The sequence below is a fragment of the Anaeromyxobacter sp. Red801 genome (genome assembly GCF_049201065.2).
Taxonomy (GTDB): Bacteria; Myxococcota; Myxococcia; order Myxococcales; family Anaeromyxobacteraceae; genus Anaeromyxobacter.
Window position 1 is genome coordinate 4,297,248 of the sequence record NZ_CM181236.1, and the last position, 16,791, is coordinate 4,314,038.

13 protein-coding genes are annotated in these 16,791 nt (G+C 77.8%); 5 read left to right on the forward strand and 8 right to left on the reverse strand.

The genetic code is table 11. From position 1 onward, the window contains the following. Positions 1-41 precede the first annotated feature (41 nt). Positions 42-662, forward strand: a complete 621-nt coding sequence (locus ACOQFB_RS19810) for a nucleotidyltransferase family protein (protein WP_082100163.1) — start codon at positions 42-44, stop codon at positions 660-662. Here the strand turns inward: ACOQFB_RS19810 and ACOQFB_RS19815 are convergent. Then, a complete protein-coding gene (locus tag ACOQFB_RS19815; RefSeq protein WP_421609625.1) occupies positions 657-1,793 on the reverse strand; it encodes a hypothetical protein in 1,137 nt (378 codons plus the stop codon). The genes ACOQFB_RS19810 and ACOQFB_RS19815 overlap by 6 nt on opposite strands. A gap of 206 nt (positions 1,794-1,999) precedes the next feature. Between ACOQFB_RS19815 and ACOQFB_RS19820 the strand changes: the two genes are divergently transcribed. Beyond that, positions 2,000-2,695, forward strand: a complete 696-nt coding sequence (locus ACOQFB_RS19820) for a hypothetical protein (RefSeq protein WP_421609626.1) — start codon at positions 2,000-2,002, stop codon at positions 2,693-2,695. Between the two features lie 18 nt (positions 2,696-2,713). Here the strand turns inward: ACOQFB_RS19820 and ACOQFB_RS19825 are convergent, their stop codons facing one another. The 3 genes from ACOQFB_RS19825 to ACOQFB_RS19835 all read right to left on the reverse strand — a co-directional run bounded on the left by ACOQFB_RS19825 (position 2,714) and on the right by ACOQFB_RS19835 (position 6,140). Beyond that, on the reverse strand, positions 2,714-3,193 hold the full coding sequence (locus ACOQFB_RS19825) for a DUF456 domain-containing protein (RefSeq protein WP_421609627.1): 480 nt from the start codon (positions 3,191-3,193) through the stop codon (positions 2,714-2,716). Between the two features lie 80 nt (positions 3,194-3,273). Next, entirely contained in the window at positions 3,274-4,671 is a 1,398-nt protein-coding gene (locus ACOQFB_RS19830; RefSeq protein ID WP_059437591.1) for a sigma-54-dependent transcriptional regulator, read from the reverse strand. After that, on the reverse strand, positions 4,668-6,140 hold the full coding sequence (locus ACOQFB_RS19835; protein WP_421609628.1) for a sensor histidine kinase: 1,473 nt from the start codon (positions 6,138-6,140) through the stop codon (positions 4,668-4,670). Before ACOQFB_RS19835 ends, ACOQFB_RS19830 begins: the two co-directional genes overlap by 4 nt. Positions 6,141-6,369: 229 nt before the next feature. Here ACOQFB_RS19835 and ACOQFB_RS19840 point away from each other — a divergent pair, with 229 nt between their 5' ends. Next, a complete protein-coding gene (locus ACOQFB_RS19840) occupies positions 6,370-6,810 on the forward strand; it encodes a cupredoxin domain-containing protein (RefSeq protein WP_059437589.1) in 441 nt (146 codons plus the stop codon). A gap of 74 nt (positions 6,811-6,884) precedes the next feature. Here the strand turns inward: ACOQFB_RS19840 and ACOQFB_RS19845 are convergent, their stop codons facing one another. After that, positions 6,885-8,216 (reverse strand): ferredoxin reductase family protein, encoded by a 1,332-nt coding sequence (locus ACOQFB_RS19845; protein WP_421609629.1) that lies wholly within the window; start codon positions 8,214-8,216, stop codon positions 6,885-6,887. A 184-nt stretch (positions 8,217-8,400) separates the two neighbouring features. On the opposite strand from ACOQFB_RS19845, the gene ACOQFB_RS19850 reads away from it, so the two are divergent. After that, on the forward strand, positions 8,401-11,130 hold the full coding sequence (locus tag ACOQFB_RS19850) for a M16 family metallopeptidase (RefSeq protein WP_421609630.1): 2,730 nt from the start codon (positions 8,401-8,403) through the stop codon (positions 11,128-11,130). Positions 11,131-11,424: 294 nt separating this feature from the next. On the opposite strand, the gene ACOQFB_RS19855 is transcribed toward ACOQFB_RS19850, so the two are convergent. From ACOQFB_RS19855 to gluQRS, 3 genes are all read right to left on the reverse strand, one after another. Beyond that, positions 11,425-13,449 (reverse strand): ATP-binding protein, encoded by a 2,025-nt coding sequence (locus ACOQFB_RS19855; RefSeq protein ID WP_421609631.1) that lies wholly within the window; start codon positions 13,447-13,449, stop codon positions 11,425-11,427. A gap of 101 nt (positions 13,450-13,550) precedes the next feature. Then, entirely contained in the window at positions 13,551-14,123 is a 573-nt protein-coding gene (locus ACOQFB_RS19860) for a MiaE family protein (protein ID WP_421609632.1), read from the reverse strand. Between the two features lie 17 nt (positions 14,124-14,140). Further along, positions 14,141-15,112 (reverse strand): tRNA glutamyl-Q(34) synthetase GluQRS, encoded by a 972-nt coding sequence (gene gluQRS, locus ACOQFB_RS19865; protein WP_421609633.1) that lies wholly within the window; start codon positions 15,110-15,112, stop codon positions 14,141-14,143. A 111-nt stretch (positions 15,113-15,223) separates the two neighbouring features. On the opposite strand from gluQRS, the gene ACOQFB_RS19870 reads away from it, so the two are divergent. Further along, positions 15,224-16,783 (forward strand): 4-alpha-glucanotransferase, encoded by a 1,560-nt coding sequence (locus ACOQFB_RS19870; RefSeq protein ID WP_421609634.1) that lies wholly within the window; start codon positions 15,224-15,226, stop codon positions 16,781-16,783. Positions 16,784-16,791: the final 8 nt, after the last annotated feature.

Genomic DNA, 16,791 nt, shown 5'->3' on the forward strand with positions numbered 1-16,791 from the left:
CCCCCCGCCGCGCCCCCTGGATCCCTGGCGCCGGATCAGCCGTGACCGACACCGCCGAGACGCTGGGATTCGGCGGGCTGGTCCTCGCCGCGGGGCCCTCGGTCCGCATGGGCGAGCCGAAGCAGCTGCTTCTCTGGCGCGGCGAGCCGCTCGTGCACCGGGCCGCGCGCGCGGCGGTCGAGGCCGGGCTGTGGCCGGTGGTGGTGGTGGTGGGCGCGTGCGCGGAGGAGGTCCGCGCCGCGCTCGCCGGGCTGCCGGTGGCGACGGTCCTGAACCGCGACCACGCGGCGGGCGTCTCGGGGTCGCTGCGGCGCGGGCTGGCGCGGCTCGGCGAGTGCGCGCCGTCGCTCGCGGGCGCGGTGATCCTCGCCTGCGATCAGCCCGGCGTGGACGCCGCGCACGTGGCGGCGCTGGCGGGCGCGCTCCGCGTCACGGGGCGGCCGGTGGCGGCCTCGGCCGACGGCGGCGCGCTCATGGTCCCCGCCCTGTTCTCCACCGCGCTCTTCCCCGAGCTGCGCGCGCTCGAGGGCGACGAGGGCGCCGAGCGGCTGCTGTCCCGAGATCCGGCCCGGGTCGCGCCGGTGCCGCTCGCGCACGGCGGCTGCCACGTGGACACGCCGGAGGACTGGCGGCGCGCCCGGCTCATGGGCGGCGGCTCATAGGCGGCGCGTCCAGGCCACCCCGAGCGCCAGGTCCGGCGCGTTCGAGTCGTAGAACCAGCGCTGCCCGCCCTCGCGCGCGTCGCGCGCGTGCTGCGTGCCGGGCGTGAAGTCCTCGGAGAAGTACACCGTCACCTCGCCGGCGCGCACGCCCGCCGAGAGCTGGTTGTGGGCGCGGAACAGCGCGTACCACGCGCTCGCCTGCGGGCGCTCCACCTCGGGCGAGAGCGTCCACCCGTGGCTGCCGAACGCGGGCGCGAGGAACCGGTCCTCCACGATCAGCGCGACGCGGCCCCCGAGCCGCGCCACGAGCGACGCCTCGATCCCGGCCTGCAGCGGGCGCGGCCGCAGCGCCGCGCCGCGGGGCAGCGGGCCGAGCGCGCGGAGCGAGGCGAGCGCGTGCCCGGTGAGCCAGCGCGCCGGTGCCCAGGTCGCCGCGAGGCCGAGGCCCGCGTCCGGCGAGCCCGAGCCGCCCAGCCGCGACGCGGCGCCGGTGGGGAGCTTCACGTCGAGGCGCAGCGCCAGGGCGAGCCGCCCCGGGCCGCCGGGGCCGTCGCCCGCGATCCGGAGCGCCGTCCGGACGGCCACGTCGCCGAGCGCGGTGCGCGGCCCCGTGACGGTGATGCCCCGTCCGTCCGCTCGCCCGAGCCGCACCTCCACGGCGTCGCGCGGCCAGGCCTCGCGCTGGAAGTTCCAGCTCCCGACGACCCCGTGCCACGCCTCGATGGGCCGGTCGGTCCAGCCGCCCCAGGTCCGCAGCAGGCGCACCTCGACGCGGGTGGTGAGGCGCTCCGGGAGCGAGCCGGCCCAGGCGCGCCGCCACGGGATCGCGACCGCCGCCTGCAGCACGTCGGTCTGGGCGTCGAGCCGGACCACCACCCGGTCGCCGCCGCGCTCCAGCACGGTGGGCACGGACCAGGCGTTCGCCGCGACCCACCGGACATCCACGGTAGGTGAAGCCACCCCGCGCGCGTCCTCGAGCGGCATGTCGAGCGACAGCCCGCGCAGCGGTCCGGGCGTCCAGGCGCCGAGCGGCGCGTCGGGCGCGAGGGCCGCGGCGCCCACCGGCGCGAGCGCGGCGAGGACGGTGAGCGCGGCCGCGCGGAGGCGCGCGAGGCGTGGGCGGCGCGGCATGGGCGGGAGATGGTATCCGAGCCGGCGCGACCAGCCGCCGTGCCGCCCGCGGACGGCACCTCCTGTCGCACCCGTCGGCGCGAGCCCGTCCCCCGCCCCCGTGTCAGGGCGGGCCGAAGGAGGCGTGCTAACGTTCCGGCGGGTGCGCGGTGGCCTCGCCGCGCAGCGGTGCTCCCGGATCCGGGGCGCCGCACTGGGGGGAGGCAATGATCGGCTCGCGTGTCGTCGTCCTCGCGTCCGTGCTCGCCGCCGCGCTCGCCTGCGAGCGCGCTGCGCCGCGGCCCGGCCCCTCGCCGGCGTCGGTGGCGCCCGCCGCCGCGCCGCGGACGCCGGACACGCCCGGCGAGCTCGACGCGCGCGCCGTCACGGACCGTCACGTGGTGCTGCGCTGGAAGCCCGTCGCGGGCGCGACGGGCGCGGCCGCGTACGAGGTCCTGGCCGGCGAGCGCGTGCTCCGCGCCGAGGCGCCGCCGCTCGACGATCGCGGGGTGGGCCCGGCCCGCGTGTACTGCTACGCGGTGCGCGCGGTGGACGCCGCCGGGAACCGCTCGCCGGCGTCGCCGGCCGCGTGCGTGCGCACGCCGGACCTGGTCGCGCCGACCGCGCCCGGTGCGCCCGCGGCGAGCGCGCAGGGGACGGAGAGCGCGGTCGTCTCCTGGTCGCCCTCGCACGACGACGTGGCGGTGGTGGGCTACGAGGTCCTGCGCGACGGGCACGTGGTGGCGCGCGCAGGCGCCGCCGCGACGCAGGCGATGGAGGCCGGGCTCGTGCCGGGCCGGGAGCACTGCTGGTCCGTCCGCGCCCGCGACGCCGCCGGCAACGCCTCCGCGGCGGCGGGCCCGGCCTGCGCGCGCACCTCCGACGCCTCCCGGGCCGGCCGGCTCGGTGCGCCGCGGCCGTAGGGACCGAACCGGCGCGGCCTACCAGATCAGCGCGAGCGCCACGGCGCCGACCACGGCGAACGCGAGCGCCACCTTCACGGCGCTCCCCAGCACGAAGCCGAGGAACGCGCCCGCGCCCGCCTTCAGCGCCCGCTTCACGTCGGGGTTGCGCGCGTACTCGAACGCGACGGCGCCCACGGCGGGCCCGAGCACGATCCCGGGCAGCCCGAGGAAGAAGCCCACCAGCAGCCCCACGCCCGCGCCCGCCACGGCCCAGCCCGACGCGCCGAACGCCTTCGCGCCGAGCACGCTCGCGAGCCAGTCCACGGCCCAGATCGCGACCGAGAGCACCGCCGCGACCGCCACGGTGCCCCAGCCCACGCGCTGGAAGTCCCCGGCCCAGGCCACCAGCACGGCGCCCGCCACGAGCAGCAGCGACCCCGGCAGCACCGGCAGGACCACGCCGGCCACGCCCGCGACGAGCGCCGCCGCGCCGAGCGCGTAGAGCAGGATCTCCATCGCCACCTCCGCCCCCGGTATGCCGCGCCGCGGCGCCGCCGTCCACCGGCGCGGGCGGCGCGCAGCGCCCGCGGCGGGGCCTACTTGAAGTCGTCGGAGCGGAGCCCGTACCGGCGCAGCAGCCGGTGGAGGCTCTCGCGCTCCATCCCGGCGCGCTCGGCGGCGCGCGTCACGTTCCCGCCGAACTCGGCCAGCAGCGCCACGAGGTACTCGCGCGAGGTGCGGTCGCGCGCCTCCGCCACCGCCTCCTTGTACGGGAGCTTCGCGAGGTCCGCCGGCTCCGGCCCGGCCGGCGCCGCGCCGGCCACCTCGGCCGGGAGGTCGGCCACCCGGACCCGGTCGCCCGAGGAGACCGCCACCGCCCGCTCCACCGCGTTCTCGAGCTCGCGCACGTTGCCCGGCCACGGGTAGCCCGCCAGGCGCCGGAGCGCCTCCGGCTCGAACCCGCCCGCCAGCTCGCGCCGGAGCGCCCGCGCGTGCTTCGCGAGGAAGTGCTGCGCGAGGAGCGGCACGTCCTCGGCCCGCTCGCGGAGCGGCGGGAGCGTCACCGGGAACACGTGCAGCCGGTAGAACAGGTCCTCGCGGAAGCGCCCGGCCCGCACCTCCTCGCGGAGGTCGCGGTGCGTGGCGGCGATGACGCGCACGTCCACCTTGAGCGGCTGCGTGTCCCCCACCCGCCGGATCTCCCGCTCCTGGAGCGCCCGGTTCAGCTTCACCTGCGCCGGGAGCGGCAGCTCGCCGACCTCGTCGAGGAACAGCGTCCCGCCCTGCGCCTCCTCGAACAGGCCCGCCTTCGCGGCCGCGGCGCCGGTGAACGCGCCGCGCGCGTGCCCGAACAGCTCGCTCTCGACCAGCTCGGCGGGCAGCGCCCCGCAGTTCACCGGGACGAAGCGCCGCTCGCGGCGGGCCGAGTGGTAGTGGATGGCGCGGGCGGCCAGCTCCTTGCCGGTGCCGGTCTCGCCGAGCAGCAGCACGGTGATGTCGAGCCCGGCCGCCTTGTCGAGGAGCCCGTACACGGCGCGCATGCGCGCGCTGCGCCCCACCAGGTTGTGGAACGACGACGGCTCGCCGGCAGCGGCGTCGTCGCGCCGGGCCGCGTCGGCGAGCCGCTTCTGCTCGGCGGCGCGCGCCACCACCGCCAGCGCCGCGTCGGGGTCGAACGGCTTCTCGAGGTAGTCGAACGCGCCCATGCGCATGGCCCGCACCGCGTCCGGGATGGTGGCGTAGCCGGTCATCATCACCACCTCGGTGTCGGGCGCGCGCGCCTTCACCGCGCCGAGCAGCTCGAACCCGTCCGCGCCCGGCATGCGGATGTCGGTGACGACCACGTCGTACGCGCGGGTGGCGACCAGCGAGAGCGCGCGGGCGCCGTCCTCGGCCTCCTCCACCGCGTAGCCGTCGGCGAGGATCTTCGCGAGCAGCTTGCGCATGTTCTCCTTGTCGTCCGCCACCAGCACGCGCACCGGCCCGCCCGTCATGGCTTCGCTCCTCCCGCGGCCCGCCGCCGGGCCGGCGCGGGCGCGACGGGCAGCGTGAGCGCGAAGCAGGCGCCGCCCTCCGCGGCGGCCGCCACCGCCAGCTCGCCGCCGTGGGCGCGGGCGATGGCGCGCGAGACCGCGAGCCCCAGCCCCGTGCCGCCCGGCTTGGTGGTGAAGAACGGCTCGAACATCTTCCCGCGCGCCGCCGCGGGGACGCCGGGCCCGGAGTCCTGCACGATCAGCTCCGCCACGCCGTCGCGCTCCCGGAGCCGCACCGCCACGCGCCCGCCCGGCCCGGCCGCCTCGCCGGCGTTCCGCACCAGGTTCACGAGCACCTGCCGCAGCTTCTCGGCGTGGCCGGGCGCGCTCGCCGCGCCCTCCACCTCGGCCGACACGCCGTCCAGCAGCCGCGCCTCGCGCAGCCGCGCCACCACGTCCTCCGCGAGCGCGCGCAGGTCCACCTGCTCCGACGGCGACGGGAGCGGCCGGGAGAGGTCGAGCAGGCCGTCCACGATGTGCTTGGCGCGGAGCGCCTCCTCCTCGACCACGGCCAGGTCCTCGGCGAGCGTGCCGTCCGCCTTCTTCCGCAGGAGCTTCGCGTACCCGAGGATCACGCCGAGCGGGTTGTTGATCTCGTGGGCCACGCCGGCGGCGAGCCGGCCGATGCCGGCCAGCTTCTCGGAGCGGACGAGCTGCTCCTGGTGGTCGCGCAGCGACGCGGTCATCTCGTTCCAGCGCCGCGCCAGCGACACCAGCTCCGGCGCGCCGCGCACCTCGATGCGCGTGTCGAGGTCGCCCTCCGCGATCCGGGCCGCGCCGGCCTGGAGCTGGGCCACCGGCACCGCGATGGACCGCCCGATGGCGAGGCTCACCGCCGCGGCCACGAGCGGCGCCGCCACCAGGATCGCGACCAGCACCGCGAGCGTGCGCCGCTCGGCCTGGTCGGCGCCGGCGCGCGCCTGCGCGATCTGCGCCTCGAACCGCGAGACCAGCTCCTGCGTGAGGTCCTGGATGTGCGTCACGACGAGCTGCGCCCGCCCGTGCTCCTCCTGCACGCTCTGCCGCTCCCCGCGCAGCACCGCGGGCACGATCGAGTCGCGGAAGATGCGGTCCAGCCGGCCGCTCTCCGCCTCGATGCGGTCCACGAGCGAGCGCTCCTCCGGGCGGTCGGCCGCCTCGCGCAGCGCGCGGGTGAGGCGCAGCACCGTGTCGCGCGCCTCGGCGTAGAAGCCGAGGTGGCTGGCGTCGCCGATGATGATGGTGTGCGCCTGGTGGGCGTACTGGTCGCGCACCGCGCTCGCCAGCTCGAGGGAGAGGCGCACGCCCTCCTCGCGCCGCATGGTCTCGGCGATGCCGCGGTGGATGCGGGCCGAGCCCACGATCGCCGCGGCGGAGGCGATGGCGAGCAGGAGGACGAGCGCCCCGAGCCCGAGGGCGAGCCGCTTGGCGGTACCGGTGGCGTGCATCATCGCGGGAGGTCTCTCGCCCTGCAGGATCCGAACCGGCGGCGCCTGCGCCGCCTTCCGGGCGCCCTGGGCGGCGGCGGGGCGCCGCGGCCGTGACCGCCCCGGTCACAGTGTAGCGGACGGCGGCACCTCGCGCCCGGCCGCGGGCGGCGGATCCCGGGCACTTCGGCGACTTCGCGGCCGGCACGCCCCATGCTGTGGTGACGCATCCGAACCCTGTCAGGAGACACGCATGAACCTGTGGAAGCTCGCCCCCGCCGCCCTGCTCGCCGTCGCCGCCCCCGCGCTCGCCTCCGCCGGCGAGGAGGGCGGGTGCGAGAACTGCCCGGCCCACAAGGCGCACGCCGAGCACGGCGCGAAGGCGGTGCCGGCCGCCGCCACCGCCGCAGCCGGCTCGGTCAAGAAGGGCGTCCGGACGATCCCGATCACCGTGACGTCCGACGGCTTCACGCCCGCCGAGGTGAAGGCCAAGGCCGGCGAGACGGTGAAGCTCGTGGTGACGCGCAAGGTGCAGCGCACCTGCGCCACCGAGATCGTGATGAAGGACTTCGGCGTGAACCAGCCGCTGCCGCTCGACCAGGCGGTCACGGTGACCGTGAAGCCGAAGCAGGCGGGCACGTACCGGTTCGCCTGCGGCATGGACATGATCGCCGGCAACCTGGTGGTCGAGTAGCCGCCGCGCCACGCGCGCCGCGCCGAGGGCTCGCCGTCCACCGGGCGGCGGGCCCTCCGCGTTCCCGGGCACGCTCACACGAGGTCGAACCGCTCGGAGTGGATGTCGCGGAGCGGGACGCCGAGCCGCACCAGCGCCGTCTCCACCGCGTCCATCATCGCCGGCGGCCCGCACACGAAGCAGCCGCGGTGCCCGCGGGGAAGGTGCCGGCGCAGCACGTCCTCGCCCACCACGCCCACCTCACCGGTCCAGCCGTCCGGCGGGTGCTCGAGCACGTGCACCACCGTGAGGTCGAGCCGCGTCGCGAGCTCGGCCAGCACCTCGCGGAACGGGGTCCGCTCCCAGCGGCCGGTGCCGAACACGAGCTGGTGCGGCCGGCGATCGCCGCGGTCCGCGAGCGTGCGGAGCATCGAGAGGCACGGCGCGATGCCGATGCCGCCGGCGACGAACAGGTACCCGTCCGCGTCCGGGAACGCGTCCACGCTCATGGTCCCGTAGGGCCCGTCCACCCAGGCGCGCGCGCCGGGAAGGGTCGCCTGGACGCGGCGGGTGAAGTCGCCGAGCGCCTTCACGGTGAGCTCCACGCGCGGCGCCCGCTGCGAGCTGCCCGAGATCGAGAACGGGTGCTCGCGCGCCGCGAACGGCGAGGCGCCCAGCGTGAGCCAGGCGAACTGGCCGGCGCGGAAGCGGAAGCCCTCGTGGCCGTCGGGATCGAGCACCAGCGTCACCGCGTCGCCGCGCTCGGGCCGGACCTCGCTCACGCGGTACGGGCGGGCGCGGAGCGCGAGCGGCTTCGCGACGCGCACGCGGAGGAGCAGCGCCACCCAGGCCAGCGTCCAGGCGATCCACATCACCCGGGTGACCGGGCCGGCGAGGAGCCGCCGCGCCGCGGCCGCGTGCCAGAGGCCGAGCAGCACCGCCGCCGTCGCGGCGAGGCCGTGCAGCACGCGCCAGGCCTCGTACGGCAGGCGCAGGCGCCGCCGGCCGTAGGACGTCACCGCGAGCACGACCAGCGCGTACAGCGACCAGACCCCGGCGCCGACCGCGCCCGTGGCGCGCCAGGGCAGGAGCCACTCCGCCATCCCGCCCAGCCCCGGCCCGAGCAGCACGAGCGGGTGGAGCACCAGGAACGCGAGCGCGACCGCGGTGACGTGGCGGTGGAACGCGTAGACGACGTCGGTCCCGAACGGCGGCGCGAGCCACTGGAAGCGCGCGGTGAGCAGGAACTGCATCGCCATGATCGACAGGCCCAGGAAGCCGAGCGCCGCGGCCAGCTCCTGCCGGAACCGGCCGTCGCCCGGCGCCGGCACCGCGGCGAGCCAGAGCAGCGGGTACAGCGCGAGGAGCACGTAGAGCGCGATCCAGAGGCCGACCCGGGTCAGGTCCTGGAGGCGGACCGCCCTCACGGCGCGAGGCTCCGGGCGAGCGCGAACAGCGCCGCCGCGGCGAGGAGGATCACCCCCACGGCGAGCGCGGCGACGAGCGCGAGCTTCTGGCGCACGGCCCCGTTCTACCACCCCGGCGCGGCCGTTCGCGCTGCGTGACGCCGTGCCGCAGGCGTGCTTTCCTGCCCGCTCCGGAGGAACCCGCATGCTCGCGCCGCTCGCCACGCTCGCCGCCCTCGCCCTCGCCGCCGGCCCCGCCGCGCCGCCGCTCGAGCTCACCACCTTCTCGCTCCCGAACGGGCTGACGGTGGTGCTCGCGCCCGACCACCGGCTGCCGCAGGTGGCGGTGGACACCTGGTTCCAGGTGGGCTCGAAGGACGAGGCGCCCGGGCGCACCGGGTTCGCGCACCTGTTCGAGCACCTCATGTTCATGGGGACGAACCGCGTCCCCGGGAACCGCTTCGACGTGATCATGGAGTCGGGGGGCGGCTCCAACAACGCGTCCACCTCGTCGGACCGGACCAACTACTACAGCGTCGGGCCCTCGCAGCTCCTCCCCACGCTGCTGTGGCTGGACGCGGACCGGCTGCAGGCGCTCGCCGACGCGATGACGCAGGAGAAGCTCGACCTGCAGCGCGGGGTGGTGCGCAACGAGCGGCGGCAGAGCTACGAGAACACGCCCTACGGCGCGGCCGAGCTGGTGATCCCCGAGGTCATGTACCCGGAGGGCCACCCGTACCACCACCCCGTCATCGGCAGCCACGCCGACCTCGAGGAGGCCACGCTCGACGACGTGAAGGGCTTCTTCCGGACCTGGTACGTGCCGGCGAACGCGACGCTGGTGGTGGCGGGCGACTTCCGGCCCGACGAGGTGCGCCCGCTGGTCGAGAAGCTGTTCGGCGCGGTCCCGCTGCGCGCGCCGCCCGCGCCCGCGCGCGCCGCGCCGGCGCGGCTCGAGCGCGAGGTCCGCCGGATCCTGTCCGACCGGGTGGAGCTGCCGAAGCTCATCCTGGTGTGGCACGCGCCGGCCGCCTACGCCGACGGCTCGGCGGAGCTGGAGCTCCTCGCCGACGTGCTGGCGGAGGGGCCGTCCTCGCGCCTCGACCGGCGGCTCGTGCAGGAGCTGCGGCTCGCCGAGTCGGTCACCGCCTACCTCGACCCCGGGCGGCTCGGCTCGCTGTTCCGCGTCGAGGTGACCGCCACGCCCGGAGCCGACCTGGAGCGGGTGAAGCGCGAGGCGCTGGCGGTGCTCGCGGAGCTGCAGGCGAAGGGGCCCGAGGCGCGCGAGCTGGCCCGCGTGCGCGCGCAGGCGGAGCGGCGGCGGCGCGAGGAGCGCGAGCACCTCGTGCACCGCGCCGACAAGCTGAACGAGTACCTCGCCTACTACGGCGAGCCGGACGGCTTCGCCCGCGACCTCGCCCGGGTCACCTCCGCCACCTCCGGCGGCCTGCGCGAGGCCGCCCGCGGGCTGGGCGAGGGCCGGCTCGACCTGCGCGTCCTCCCCGCCCGCGCCGGCGTCGCGAAGGCGGAGATCCCCGACGCGCCGCCGCCGCCGCTCGCCACGCGCCCGTTCGACCCGCCCGCGCCGGAGGTGTTCCGGCTCGCGAACGGCCTCGAGGTGCGCGTCGCCCCGCGCCCGGGCACCGGGCTGTTCGCCGCCCACCTGCTCCTGCCCGGCGGCGCCGCGGCGGTCCCGGCCGAGAAGGCCGGGCTCGCGCCCATCCTCGCCGAGCTGCTCACCTCCGGCGCCGGCGGGCGCAGCGCCGCGGAGTACGCCGACGCCATCCGCGCGCTCGGCGCGACCGTCGAGGCCGAGGCGCGCCCCGCGTCGCTGCAGGTGTCGGTGAGCGGGCTCTCCGCCCACCTCGCCCCCGCGCTCGACCTCTTCGCGGACGCGGTGCTGCGCCCGAACCTGGCGCGCGCCGACTTCGAGCGCGAGGCGGCGCTGGCGCTGGCGCGCGTCGAGGCCCGGCCCGACGATCCGCGCAAGGTGGCGCCGGTGGTGGCCGCGGCGGCGATCTTCGGCCGGGACGACCCGCGCGGCCGCCCGGTGGACGGCTGGGCCGCCACGGTGCGCACCGTCGCGCTCGACGACGTGCGCCGGCTCGCGCCGCGGCTGCTCGACCCGCGCGGCGCCACGCTGGTGGTGGCGGGGGACGTCGACCCGGCGACGCTCCGGCGGCTGCTCGCGCCGCGGCTCGGCGCCTGGCGCGGCGCCGGCCCCGCGCCCGCGGCGACCCCCGCCGCGCTGACCGCCGCGCCGGGCGGGCGCATCCTGCTCGTGGACCGGCCCGGCGCCCCGCAGACCCGCATCCTCCTGGCGCGCCCGGTCGCCCCCGCGGCCGAGCCGGCGCGCGCGCTCCGCGAGCTCGTGAACGTGGTGCTGGGCGGCAGCTTCACCTCGCGCCTCAACCAGAACCTGCGCGAGAAGCACGGGTACACCTACGGCGCGCGGAGCGCGTTCGCGACCGAGGGCGGGCAGGGGCTGTTCACCGCCGGCGCGGCGGTGCAGACCGAGGTGACCGGCGCGGCCCTGGTGGAGCTGCGGCGCGAGCTGGACGGGCTCGCCGCCGCCGGCGTGGACTCGGCCGAGACGGCCAAGGCGCGCGAGACGGCCCGGCACCGGACGGTGGAGGAGATCCAGACCACCGCCGGGCTCGCCGACGCGCTCGCCGCGGCCGTCCTGGAGGGCCGCCCCCCCGACGCGCTCCGGCGCGAGGCCGAGGCGCTCGCCGCCGTCGAGCCCGCCCGCGCCGTCGCCGAGGCGAAGACCGGGCCGTACGCCTTCGGCGGCCTCACGGTGGTGCTCGTGGGCGACCGGAAGGCGGTCGTGCCCCAGCTCGAGAAGGCCGGGTTCCCGCGGCCGGTGGTGGTCGACCCCGACGGCACCCCCGTCCCCGCCCTCCCCGACCCCGCCATACCCGACCCGGAGTAATTTTCGGGATGGGGGGCGGGGCGGGTGCGGAACGTTCGTTCCGCGACCGCTCACGCTGGAATGCCCGCAGATCGGCGGCCGCGCGACGGACGGTGGGCCGCGCGGCGGGCGCCATTCCCGGGACGCCCGCCCGGCGAGGCTCGCTTCGGGGTCGCCGCCAACGACTCTGGGTTCGGCGGAAACGACTCTGGGTCGGGGGGCGAACGACTCTGGGTCGGGGGACGTGGGGACGGGACGGGGGGTCGTGAACGGGCGCCGGGGACGGCACCACGGATGCCCGCCGGGGGCCCCGCGTCAGGCGCCGCGGCGGCGGACGGCGCGCGCCACCTCGGCGGCGAGCTCCTCGACGCTGAACGGCTTGTGGAGGATCCCGCGGAACCCGCCCTGGAGCGCCTCGCGGACCCGCGCGTCGAGCCCGTAGCCGGTCATGAGCACGGCGGGGAGCTCGGGCTGGGCGCGCCGCAGGGCCCGCAGCGTCTCGGGGCCGTCGCCGGCGGGCATGGCGAGGTCCACCAGCGCGAGGTCGAGCGCGCCGCGCCCCTGCACCTCGAGCGCCTCCGCCAGCGAGGCGGCGGGGAGCGCGTCGTAGCCGAGCCGGCGCAGGAGCCGCGCCGTGGTCTCCCGCACGCCGCGCTCGTCGTCCGCCACCAGGACGCGCCCGGCGCCGTGCTCCGGCGCGCCCGCCGCCACGGCACCGTCGTCGCGCTCGATCGCCGGCGACTCGGGCAGGAGCACGGTGAACCGCGCCCCCTTCCCCTCCTCGCTCTCGAACCCGACCCAGCCGCCGTGGTTCTGGACGATGCCGTACACCATGGCGAGGCCCATCCCCGTGCCCTGGCCGGCCGGCTTGGTGGTGAAGAACGGGTCGAACACGCGCTCGCGCACCGCGGCGGGGATGCCGACGCCGGTGTCCGCCACCGTGATCGCCACGTGCCGGCCGGGCGCGAGGCCGGGGCGCGCGCGCGTCGCCTCGGCGTCGAGCTCCACCTCGGCGGTCTCGAAGGTCAGCGTCCCGCCGGACGGCATGGCGTCCCGCGCGTTCACGGCCAGGTTGAGCACGACCTGCTGGAGCTGGTCGGGGTCGCCGCGCACCACCGCGGTGCCGGCCGCGAGCTGGTGCCGGATGGCGATGCGCTTGTCGAGCGTGCGCTCGAGCAGCGCCGACACCTCGCGCACCAGCGCGTGCAGGTCCACCGGCACCTGCTGGTACTTGCCCCGGCGCGCGAACCCGAGCAGCTGCCGGGTGAGCGCGGCGCCCCGGCGCGCGGCCTGGCGGATCCCGACGGCCGCCTCGTCCGCGGCGGTGCCGGGCTCGCCGAGCAGCTCGGCGTAGCCGAGGATCCCGGTGAGCAGGTTGTTGAAGTCGTGCGCGATCCCGCCGGCGAGCAACCCCACCGCCTCCATCTTCTGCCCGTGCCGCGCCTGCGCCTCCGCCGCCTGCCGCGCCTCCTCGGCGCGCTGCCGCTCCACCAGCTCCGCCGCCAGCCGCCGGTTCGCGAGCGCGAGCGCCGCGGTCCGCTCGTCCACCGCGCGCCGGAGCTCCTCGGGCAGCCGCAGGAGCCGGTGCGCGAGCAGCCCGCTCGCCCCGGCCACCAGCACGAGCAGCGCCGCCGGCATGACGAGCCCGCCCCAGCGCACCCAGCCCTCCCGCGGCGCCACGTCGAGCTCCCACGCCTCGCCCGGCAGGCGGACCTTGACCGCGACCGCGCCGCGCGGGAGCGCGCCGCCCGAGGACGCGAACGGCTGCGCCGCGCCGTCGCGCCGGAGCGCCCAGTCCAGCCCGGCCGCCGACAGGGCCGCCACCCGCGTCCGGCTCACCACGTCCGGCAGCCGCACCGCCACCGCCACGAAGCCCCAGAACGCCTCGCCGCCCCCCGGCGCCGGGCGGAACACCGCGATGCGCCCGACCACGCCCTGCCCGCCCTGGCGCAGCTCGAACGGCCCCTCCGCGGTGAGCTGGCGCGACTCGATGGTGCGCTCGGCGGAGGCGCGGTGCCCGGGATCCGCGAGCAGGTCGAGGCCCAGCGCCGCCTCGTTTCCGGCGAGCGGGTGGATGCGGGTGAGCACGCCGCCCGGGGCGAGCTGCAGGCTGCTGATGCCGCCGTAGTGGGCGAGCAGGTCGTCGGCGACCTGCTCGAAGCGGTCGAGGTCGGTGTGGCGCACCAGCGCGGCGAGCGCGTGCGCCGCGGCGAGGCTGCGCGACAGGTCGTCCTCGATGGCGCGGGCGGCGAGGTCCGCGCGCTCGAGGATGGCGCGCCGGCGGCCGCGCTCCTCCGCGATCTCGTGCTGCTGGAGCAGCGCGCCGCCGAGGACGAGCACCGCCGCGGCCACCGCGACGCCGCCCCACGGCGCCCTGCGACCGGGTCGCGGCGCGTCACCGAGGCCCGGGGCCGCGGCCGGCGCTGGTGCGTCGGGCGCCATCAGTGGATGCGGGGCAGGAGCGGCAGGGCCGCCACCACCCGCGCCTCCTCCTCGGCGAGCGCGTCGAGCCGCGCGTCGGCGGCGGGGTCCACCTCGCGCGCCAGGTCCACGAACAGCCGCTCGTGGCCAGCCTCCGACTGCGCCAGGCGCGCGTACAGCTCACGCAGCCGCGCGTCCGGGAGCGCGCCCGCGAGCAGCCACAGGCGCTCGCAGCTCCGCGCCTCGATGAGCGCGCCCACCAGCAGCCGGTCCACCAGCCGGTCCTCGGGCCGCGGGCCGCCGCGGACCTGGCGCAGGAGCGCCTGCGCGTACGGATCGCCCTCGTCGGGCGGGAGCGGGGTGCCCCGCCGGCCCAGCTCGGCCAGCACCGCCAGGAAGTGCTGCAGCTCCTCCTGCGCGAGCTTCGCGAGCGCCCGCACCATCCCGGCGCGCTCGGGGTGGTCGGCCACCAGCTTGAGCGCGCTCGCCGCCGCCTTCTTCTCGCAGTGCGCGTGGTCCTGCAGCGTGCGGTCCAGCTCCGCGAGCGCGACGTCGGTCCAGCGCGGGTCGGTGGGCGAGCGGAGCAGGCGCACCCGCGCAGTGTACGCGATCACGAGAGGAGCGCCGCGAGCCGTTCCGGGGAGAGGACCGCGGGTGCCCGCGGCAGCCGCGCCAGCGAGAAGCGGCCGACCAGCTCCCGCGGGGTACACGCGGCGTGTGGGTCACCATCCGCCAGCCCCGAGAGCTCGGCCAGCAGCGCGACCACCGCGCGAGGGTCCGCGCCGCGCGCCCGGAGCTCGCCCAGCGAGAGCGCGCCGTGCCGCTTCGCGAGCCGTGCGCCGTCGGGCCCGACCACGAGCGGCACGTGCGCGAAGCGCGGCGCCGCGAGCCCCAGCGCGCGGTAGAGGAGGAGCTGGCGCGCGGTGGACGGCAGGAGATCGTCGCCGCGGACCACCTCCCCCACCTCCATGGCCGCATCGTCCACCACCACCGCGAGCTGGTAGGCCGGCACGCCGTCGGCCCGCGCCACCACGAAGTCGCCCACCTCCGCCGCGACGTCGTGCGCCACCGGGCCGTGCACGCCGTCCTCGAAGGCGACCGGCCCCGGCTCCACGCGCAGGCGCCAGGCCGGCCGCCGGCCCGCCGCGCGCCGGGCCACCTCTGCGGGGGAGAGCGCGCGGCAGGTGCCGGGGTAGCGCGGCCCCTCGTCCGAGGCGCCGTGCGGCGCCTGCGAGGCGGCGGCGATCTCGGCGCGCGAGCAGAAGCACGGGTAGGCGAGCCCCGCGGCGCGGAGCCGCTCCAGCGCGGCGGCGTAGCGCGGCAGCCGCTCCGACTGGCGATAGGGGCCGAGCGGGCCGCCCACGTCCGGCCCCTCGTCCCAGTCCAGCCCGAGCCAGCGCAGCTCGTCCAGGATCCGCGCCTCCAGGCCGGGCCGCACGCGCGGGCCGTCCAGGTCCTCCACCCGCATGACGTAGGCCGCCCCGGCGGTGCGCGCGGCGAGCCACGACAGGAGCGCGGTGCGCGCGTTGCCGAGGTGCAGGGGTCCGGTGGGGGAGGGAGCGAAGCGGCCGCGGCTGGACACGGGTGCCCCGGGAGGTCGGTGCCGGTTGGGCGCTGCGATGATATCCGCTGCCCCCGGCCCCCACGCGTCGAAAACTTGTGAGGGCGGGGGAACCGCCACACTACTCCACCCATGGCCCGCCAGGCAGGCGTCCTCCTCCCCCTCTTCTCGCTCCGCTCCCAGGCAGACTGGGGCGTGGGCGAGATCCCCGACCTCGTCCCCTTCGCACGCTGGTGCGCCGACGCGGGCTTCTCGCTGGCGCTGCTCCTGCCGGTGAACGAGGCCTCGCGCGGGCAGAACAGCCCGTACGGCGCGCTCTCGGCGTTCGCGCTCGACCCGGTGTACCTCGCGCCCTCCGCGCTCCCCGACTTCCAGGCCGCCGGCGGGCTCGACGCGCTCTCGCCCGACGAGCGCGCCCGGCTGGCCGCCGTTCGGGCCGCCCCGACGGTGCGCTGGGACGAGGTGCGCCGGCTGAAGCGCCGCGCGCTGGAGATCGCCTTCGCGCGCTTCGAGCGCGACGAGTGGAACCGGCGCACCGAGCGCGCCCGCGCGCTGGAGGCGTTCGCGCGCCAGGAGGCGGGCTGGCTCGACGACTACGCGCTGTTCGTGGCGCTGCACGACGAGGCGGGCGGCCGCGCCTGGACCGACTGGCCGGCGCCGCTGCGCGACCGCGACCCGGCCGCGCTCGCCACCGCCCGCGCCCGGCACGCGCGCGAGATCCTGTTCCAGGCCTGGGTGCAGTGGCAGGCCGAGGAGCAGTGGCGCCGCGCCCGCGCGGCCGCGAACGGCGCCGGGGTGGAGCTGGGCGGCGACCTCCCGTTCATGGTGGCGCCGGACTCCGCCGACGTGTGGGCCCGCCGCGGCGACTTCCGGCTCGACGCGCGCGTGGGCGTGCCGCCCGACGCGTTCAGCGCCACCGGGCAGGACTGGGGGCTGCCGGTCTACCGCTGGGACGTGATGGAGCGGGAGGGCCACCCCTGGCTCACCGCGCGCGCGCGCCGGATGGCCGACCTGTTCGACCTCTACCGCGTGGACCACGTGGTCGGGCTGTACCGGACCTACTACTTCCCCAACGACGGCGGCCCGCCGGCGTTCGTGCCGTCCGAGGAGGGCGCGCAGATCGCGAACGGCGAGCGCGTGCTCGGGATCTTCTCCGAGGGCGCGCGGGTGGTGGCGGAGGACCTCGGCGTCGTGCCCGACTTCGTGCGCGCCTCGCTGGAGCGGCTGCGCATCCCCGGCTACCGGGTGCAGCGCTGGGAGAAGAACTGGGAGGCCGGCGGGACCGCGTTCCGCGATCCGGCGCGCTGGCCGCCGGTGTCGGTCGCGACCACCGGCACGCACGACAGCGAGTCGGTGGCGGACTGGTACGAGGGGCTCTCGCGGGAGGAGCGCGCGCAGCTGCTCGCGCTGCCGGAGCTGGAGCCGCTCCGCGCCCGGGCCCCGGAGCGCTGGGACGACGGCGTGCGCGACGCGCTGCTGGCGCTCGTGTACGGCGCCGCCTCCGATCTCGTGCTGGTGCCGTTCCAGGACGCGCTCGGCATGCGCGACCGGGTGAACGTGCCGGGCACCGTCACCGGCGAGAACTGGACGTTCCGGATCCCGATGGACCTGGGCGCGCTCGCGGCCGACGCCGCGGCGCGGACCCGGCTGCGAGAGCTCGCGGTGCGGGCCGGGCGGGCGCCGCCGGGGTAGCGGGCGCG

Bases quoted from the DNA above. Each gene is read 5' to 3' on its own strand.
- ACOQFB_RS19815 (WP_421609625.1), bottom strand. From the start codon at position 1,793: ATGCCGCGCCGCCCACGCCTCGCGCGCCTCCGCGCGGCCGCGCTCACC.
- ACOQFB_RS19820 (WP_421609626.1), top strand. From the start codon at position 2,000: ATGATCGGCTCGCGTGTCGTCGTCCTCGCGTCCGTGCTCGCCGCCGCG.
- ACOQFB_RS19825 (WP_421609627.1), bottom strand. From the start codon at position 3,193: ATGGAGATCCTGCTCTACGCGCTCGGCGCGGCGGCGCTCGTCGCGGGC.
- ACOQFB_RS19830 (WP_059437591.1), bottom strand. From the start codon at position 4,671: ATGACGGGCGGGCCGGTGCGCGTGCTGGTGGCGGACGACAAGGAGAAC.
- ACOQFB_RS19835 (WP_421609628.1), bottom strand. From the start codon at position 6,140: ATGATGCACGCCACCGGTACCGCCAAGCGGCTCGCCCTCGGGCTCGGG.
- ACOQFB_RS19840 (WP_059437589.1), top strand. From the start codon at position 6,370: ATGAACCTGTGGAAGCTCGCCCCCGCCGCCCTGCTCGCCGTCGCCGCC.
- ACOQFB_RS19850 (WP_421609630.1), top strand. From the start codon at position 8,401: ATGCTCGCGCCGCTCGCCACGCTCGCCGCCCTCGCCCTCGCCGCCGGC.
- ACOQFB_RS19870 (WP_421609634.1), top strand. From the start codon at position 15,224: ATGGCCCGCCAGGCAGGCGTCCTCCTCCCCCTCTTCTCGCTCCGCTCC.